This is a genomic window from Methylophaga sp. UBA2012 (genome assembly GCF_002335235.1).
Taxonomy (GTDB): Bacteria; Pseudomonadota; Gammaproteobacteria; order Nitrosococcales; family Methylophagaceae; genus Methylophaga; species Methylophaga thalassica.
Genome location: NZ_DDCG01000001.1, coordinates 17,324 through 23,781 on the forward strand (window position 1 = coordinate 17,324; position 6,458 = coordinate 23,781).

At 42.4% G+C, this 6,458-nt stretch carries 5 protein-coding genes and 2 tRNA genes; 6 read left to right on the top strand and 1 reads right to left on the bottom strand.

The genetic code is table 11. The features are described from left to right. Positions 1 to 70: 70 nt before the first annotated feature. Positions 71 to 146 (bottom strand) — tRNA-Ala (locus tag B2248_RS00090). Between the two features lie 285 nt (positions 147 to 431). On the opposite strand from B2248_RS00090, the gene B2248_RS00095 reads away from it, so the two are divergent. The 6 genes from B2248_RS00095 (at position 432) to B2248_RS00120 (ending at position 6,407) form a co-directional block, all read left to right on the top strand. Next, the gene (locus B2248_RS00095; RefSeq protein ID WP_273181865.1) at positions 432 to 2,687 is read left to right on the top strand and encodes an LPS-assembly protein LptD; all 2,256 of its coding nucleotides are present in this window, start codon (positions 432 to 434) and stop codon (positions 2,685 to 2,687) included. 86 nt (positions 2,688 to 2,773) lie between these two features. After that, complete coding sequence (locus B2248_RS00100; protein ID WP_273181864.1) at positions 2,774 to 4,039, top strand: peptidylprolyl isomerase; 1,266 nt, start codon at positions 2,774 to 2,776, stop codon at positions 4,037 to 4,039. After that, positions 4,036 to 5,022, top strand: coding sequence for a 4-hydroxythreonine-4-phosphate dehydrogenase PdxA (pdxA, locus tag B2248_RS00105; protein ID WP_273181862.1), 987 nt, complete (start codon positions 4,036 to 4,038; stop codon positions 5,020 to 5,022). Before B2248_RS00100 ends, pdxA begins: the two co-directional genes overlap by 4 nt. A 7-nt stretch (positions 5,023 to 5,029) precedes the next feature. Next, positions 5,030 to 5,830, top strand: a complete 801-nt coding sequence (rsmA, locus tag B2248_RS00110; RefSeq protein WP_273181860.1) for a 16S rRNA (adenine(1518)-N(6)/adenine(1519)-N(6))-dimethyltransferase RsmA — start codon at positions 5,030 to 5,032, stop codon at positions 5,828 to 5,830. A 216-nt stretch (positions 5,831 to 6,046) separates the two neighbouring features. Then, positions 6,047 to 6,319 (top strand): HU family DNA-binding protein, encoded by a 273-nt coding sequence (locus tag B2248_RS00115; RefSeq protein WP_091711754.1) that lies wholly within the window; start codon positions 6,047 to 6,049, stop codon positions 6,317 to 6,319. A gap of 12 nt (positions 6,320 to 6,331) precedes the next feature. Then, positions 6,332 to 6,407: transfer RNA gene (locus B2248_RS00120), tRNA-Val, on the top strand. Positions 6,408 to 6,458 lie beyond the last annotated feature (51 nt).

The window sequence follows — 6,458 nt, forward strand, 5'->3', positions numbered from 1 at the left end:
TTACCGCCGTGAAAGGGCGGTGTCCTAGGCCTCTAGACGAAGGGGACCTAAAACTTTTTCTTTCGGTTTTTGGTGGAGCTAGGCGGGATCGAACCGCCGACCTCTTGCATGCCATGCAAGCGCTCTCCCAGCTGAGCTATAGCCCCGAAAGGAAGCGCATATCATAGGGACTGAGTTTCATACTGTCAACATTTCATCACAAATTAATTTCAATCACAGTAGCACATGAACGGAATCTCACTCATCGCCAATACATAGTAACAGATAAGCAATTAGACTAAGTACTTGAGCCTATTTAGATAAACTGATTTTTAGTTTAATGCTGAGTCTCTTCAATTTGCTGATTCATCATTAATATGCGATAAATTGTGAGTTATTTATCATTAGGTCAGGATGTCGATCATGGCTAGAGCTGCAGCTTGAGGATGAACATGCGCAAAAAGAAGCTATTATCAACCTTGTTACTATCCTTATCAGCTGGTGTCGCATCTGCGCAACAAGAGCAAGGGTTAACTTGTCATTTCGGTTACGAAGATCAGTTTTTACCTATCCCCACAGAAACAAAATCCGAGAATGAGTCCCCTGTCGATGTAAAAGCAAACAAAGTGCAGCTATTACAAAACGGCACATCTGTTTTTTCCGGTAATGTTGATATTTTGCGTGATAATCAATTACTCAGTGCTGACAGAGCGACCTATAACCGTAACAGTGGTGATGTCAGAGCCAGTGGTAATGTGAGCGTACGTGACAGCGAAATGGTGATTGAGTCTGAGCAGGCGGAGTGGTCGGTCGCAAATGACCAGGGTCAAATGCTGAATGCGCAGTATCATACTCGTCAGATGCATGCGCGTGGTGAGGCGACTCATATTTTAAGGCAGGGTCAGCAAACGACGGATCTTGACGATGCAACCTACACAACCTGTCCAGAAGGAAGCGACGCCTGGCAGCTCAAAGCAGATAAAGTGCATTTAGATCATGAAACGGCTGTTGGTGAAGCAAAAAATGTGGTGATTAGAATGGGGGGCTGGCCCGTTTTTTATACGCCATATATCAATTTTCCTTTAGACGACAAACGTAAATCAGGTTTCTTAATACCGTCTGTTGGTAACAGTGATAAAACCGGGTTTGATGTATTAACCCCATACTACTGGAATATAGCACCTAATCTGGATGCCACCTTAACGCCACGTTATATGTCAGACCGTGGGTTAATGCTGGGCGGACAATTCAGATATTTGTTTGAATCAGGAGAAGGTGAAGTTGAAGCAACTTATCTGAACTCGGATGATTTAAAAAGTAATGGCGAAGATTTTAATCCTCATTATCAGGAAGCCAGAAAGTTATTCTCATGGCAGCATGAAAGTTATTTCGATAACCGCTGGCGTGCTTTAGTTGATTATAACTACGTCTCAGATGATGAATATTTTGAAGATTTTGGTTCGGGCTTGAGCCTGTCTAGCCGGACTTATTTGAATAGAAATGTCGAAACTGGTTATACCGGTGATGTGTGGAATTTTACTGCGAGAGCCCAAGGCTACCAAACTCTGGGTGATGTCGAAGAACAATACAAACGCTTACCTCAGTTATTACTAAAAGGTTATCTACCTGATCAGGCATTAGGATTGACCTATGAGTTAGATAGTGAATATGTTGAATTCGATCACAATGAGAAAGTCGATGGCCAGCGTATCAATATTGAACCGGCAATCAGTATGCCTATGGGAACAGCCGCATTTTTTGTTACGCCTCGATTAGCCATTAATCATACGCAGTACAGTCTTAAAAATGATAAAACAAATGCTTATGATGATAGTGCCATAAGAACTTTACCGATAGCGAGTTTAGATAGCGGACTATTTTTTGACAGACAAATGATCGCATGGGGTGATAATTATATTCAGACGCTGGAACCACGTGCGTTTTATCTTTATGTTCCCGAACGTGATCAATCAGATATTCCAGACTTCGATACGAGCCTGACAACATTTAATTCCCTAAGATTATTTTCTCATAATCGATTTATTGGTCGGGATCGAATTGGTGATGCTAATCAGCTAACCCTGGCAGTAACAACACGGATTATTGACGAGGAGTCAGGTAAAGAAAATCTTAAGCTAACCGTTGGTCAAATTCGTTATTTTACTGATCAACGTGTCACATTAGACGGTACCATTGCAGAACGTGACTCTACTTCTGACATGGTGGCAGAAGCGGTCGCTTATATTGGTGATGAGTGGTCATTGAATAGTGAGTTTCAATGGGATCCCAGTGGTTTGAAATCTAACATGTCTTCAGTGGGATTACGTTATAAAAATGATAATGGCGGTATTTTCAATATTTCACATCGTTATCGTCGTGATGATCCAACACCGAATAATGGGATAGAGGAATCATTAGAGCAGATAGATGTGTCTACTCAAATTCCCATTTCTGAACGCTGGAAATTCTTTGGTCGTTGGTATCATGCAATTGATCAAGGTACAACGCTGGAAAAAATTGCTGGCCTACAATATGACAGTTGTTGCTGGGCAACACGTTTAGTTATGCGTGATTACGTCAATGATGTTTCCGATCAAGAACGGAATACAGCCATTTATCTGCAAATTGAATTAAAAGGCCTGGGAAGCTTCGGCCAGAAATCTGATAGTTTATTAGAACGCAGTATTCGTGGGTTTGAGGCAGAGTGAACTTGAGATGTGCTAGATAGTCCATTGCGTTTAGACGCCTCGAACAGAAACGAAGTTAAAACATAAATTTGGAGTAATAGAATTTAATGATTAAGTATCTGATTGTCGGTTTGTTACTGGCAACCAATGTATGGGCGCAGTCTTTAGATAAGATTGTTGCAGTTGTAAACGACGAAGTCATTCTTGAGAGTGATTTACAGGATATGGAGCAAACAATTCGTCAGCAAATCCGTCAGAGAGATGCTGCTATGCCTCCAAGTGACATATTGCGTAAACAAGTACTGGAAAGATTGATTATGCAACGTCTGCAAATTCAGGAAGCAGATAAAGTAGGTATCCGTGTTGGTGATGATGCACTTAATGCTGCTCTGAAACAGATTGCTGATAAAAACCAATTGACTTTGAGGCAGTTCAGAGATGTTTTAGAGAAAGATGGTTATGACTTTAGCCAATTTCGTGAAACGATTCGCGATGAAATGATTATCGCTCGTTTACGTAAAAGTCAGGTTGAAGACCGAGTTGTGGTATCAGATCGAGAAGTCGACAATTTTCTAGCTACTCAAAAAATTCAAGACGGTGGACAAGTCGAGTACGATCTACAACATATTCTTATTAGTCTTCCTGAAGCGGCATCTCCTGAGGAAGTGCAAGCAGCACAAGAAAAGCTGGAAAAAGTTCAGGCTTTATTGAAAGAGGGGGGCGATTTTTCTCAAGTTGCTGCCGGATATTCTGATGGTCAAAATGCGCTTGAAGGCGGCGAATTAGGCTGGCGTAAACAAGGTGAGCTGCCATCACTGTTCGCTGATGTTGTACCAACACTTGCAGTAGGTGAGGTCAGTCAACCATTACGCAGCGGCAGTGGCTTTCACTTAGTCAGAGTCAAAGATAAAAAAAGTGAAGATGTTCACTTGGTCAAGCAAACATTAGCTAGTCATATTTTGATAAAAACCAATGAGCTAACCACTGATGAAGAAGCACAACAACGTCTTGAAAAGCTGAGAGAGCGCATTGTTAATGGTGAAGACTTTGCCGAGTTAGCACGAGCTAATTCAGATGATACGGGCTCAGCGATTGACGGTGGAAGTTTAGGTTGGGTTAGCCCGGGTGTGATGGTGCCTGAGTTTGAAGAAAAGATGAATTCGCTAGCTGTGGGTGAAATGAGCGATGTGTTTAAGAGTCGTTTTGGTTGGCATTTGATTAAAGTTTTTGACCGTCGTGAAGAAAACATGGCGGAAGAATACCAACGAAGCAAAGCGCGCGAACAAATTCGCCAGCGTAAAATTGATGAAGAAATGGAAACATGGCTACGTTCGATGCGTGATGAGGCCTATGTTGAGTACCGTAATCCTTGAGTGAAATAAAACGAATTGCAATAACCCCAGGCGAACCGGCTGGAATTGGCCCTGATTTGGTACTGACTCTAGCGCAGCAAAAGCATCAGGCTCAAATCATTGCACTTGCTGATCCAGTATTACTCGCTGAACGAGCTGATCTACTTGGTCTATCAATTAAAATGATCGAAGTCGATTTGTCAGCGCCGCCTAAAATTGCTGAATCTGGTGAGCTTTACGTTATGCCTCATCACTTAAAAGTGCCGGTTAAAGCAGGGCAATTAGATAAGCTCAATAGTCGCTATGTGCTGGAAACACTGCAAACAGCATTAGAAGGCTGCTTATCTCATGAATTTGATGCTGTGGTAACGGCGCCTGTACATAAAGGCATTATCAATGATGCCGGTGAAGTATTTACAGGGCATACTGAGTTTTTTGCTGATGGGGCTGGTGTCAATAAAGTGGTCATGATGTTGGCAACAGAGTCATTGAAAGTCGCACTGGCAACGACACACTTACCTTTACGGGAGGTCGCCGACGCAATTAATCGTGATGAATTGAGTCGAGTCATTGAGATTATTAACCAGTCGATGCGACAACACTTTGGTTTAGTCAATCCAAGAATAGCCGTATGTGGTTTAAATCCTCATGCGGGTGAGGATGGTCATCTCGGACGTGAAGAGGTGGATATTATCCAGCCCGTGATTGATGCTTATATTAAAGCCGGCTATGCTGTCTCAGGTGCCTGGCCGGCTGATACAATATTTAATCAGGATAAGTTACTGAACTATGACGTTGTATTAGCGATGTTTCATGATCAAGGATTGCCGGTTTTGAAACATCATGGTTTTGGTAAGGCCGTTAATGTCACCTTGGGTTTACCTTTTATTAGAACATCAGTTGATCACGGGACAGCGCTTGATTTAGCTGCAAGTGGTCAGGCTAATCCTAGCAGTTTATATGCTGCTTTATCGATGGCCATTAGGATGGCTAACACACATTGAGTAAATCATGACCCAATCTCCTTTCCCCCGAGCAAGAAAGCGTTTTGGACAAAACTTTCTACATGATCAATCAGTTATTAATTCAATTGTTGAAGCGATAAGTCCTGAAGCAGGTCAGCATCTTGTTGAAATAGGTCCTGGACGAGGTGCTTTAACAGAGCCGTTATTACAGCGTTGTACGCAGCTTGATGTGATTGAACTTGATAGAGATTTGGTACCACTATTAAGAAGCCAGTTTTCTAACTATGAACAGCTTACTATTCATGAAGCAGATGCGTTGCGGTATGACTATCATCAGCTTGTTTGTAACGATGAACCGTTGAGAATAATAGGTAATCTGCCCTACAACATTACAACGCCATTACTATTCCATTTGCTTGATTATTCTCAGTACATCACGGATATGTGTTTTATGCTGCAAAAAGAGGTTGTTGAGCGCATCTGTGCGCAGCCTGGAACAAAGCAGTACGGTCGATTGAGTATCATGATTCAGCATCAGTGTGAGACGGACATGTTATTTGTTGTTCCTCCTGAGGCATTTGAACCGGCACCTAAAGTCGAATCTGCCATCATTTATTTACAGCCTCGTAAAGAACGCCTTGGTGGCGATGTCGACATGGCAACATTAAGTCACATTGTCACTCAAGCATTCAGCCAACGCCGAAAAACCATTGCTAACACATTGAAAAAATTGATTTCTATAGATATGTTTCAAGCAGCTGATATTGATCCAACACAGCGTCCTGAAACGATTACGGTTGAATCTTTTGTCAGATTGACTCGTTGTTATCTTGCTGCATCTGCTTAATCTCAATAATCATGCCAGATGATCTAAATTGGTTTTAAGTGGATGGCTTATTCACGCAAGCTAGATAAAATCTTGCTAACAACACAAATGAACTGTCTTGACACGCCGATTTTGCTGTAGTTAGATACTCAGAACCAATGGGACTCATAAGCATAACTTAACGTCGCTATTGGGACTTGGACGACATAAATAAATAATGATATGAGGAATTAAGCTGTGAATAAATCTGAACTCATCGATGCAGTTGCTGCAGCTGCGGACATTTCAAAAGCAAAAGCTGCACAAGCTGTTGATGGCATGACATCTGCCGTAACTAAAGCTCTAAGCAGTGGCGATCAAGTCACTTTAGTTGGCTTCGGTACATTCTCTGTTCGTGAGCGTGCAGCACGTACTGGTCGTAACCCACGTACTGGTGAAGAAATCAAAATTGCCGCTGCAAAAATTCCTGCATTTAAAGCTGGCAAAGCATTAAAAGATGCTGTAAACTAGTTTTTTTTCTTGGGGTGCTTAGCTCAGCTGGGAGAGCATCGCCCTTACAAGGCGAGGGTCGGGGGTTCGAACCCCTCAGCACCCACCAAGAATATACGGAGCGGTAGTTCAGTTGGTTAGAATACCGGCCTGTCACGCC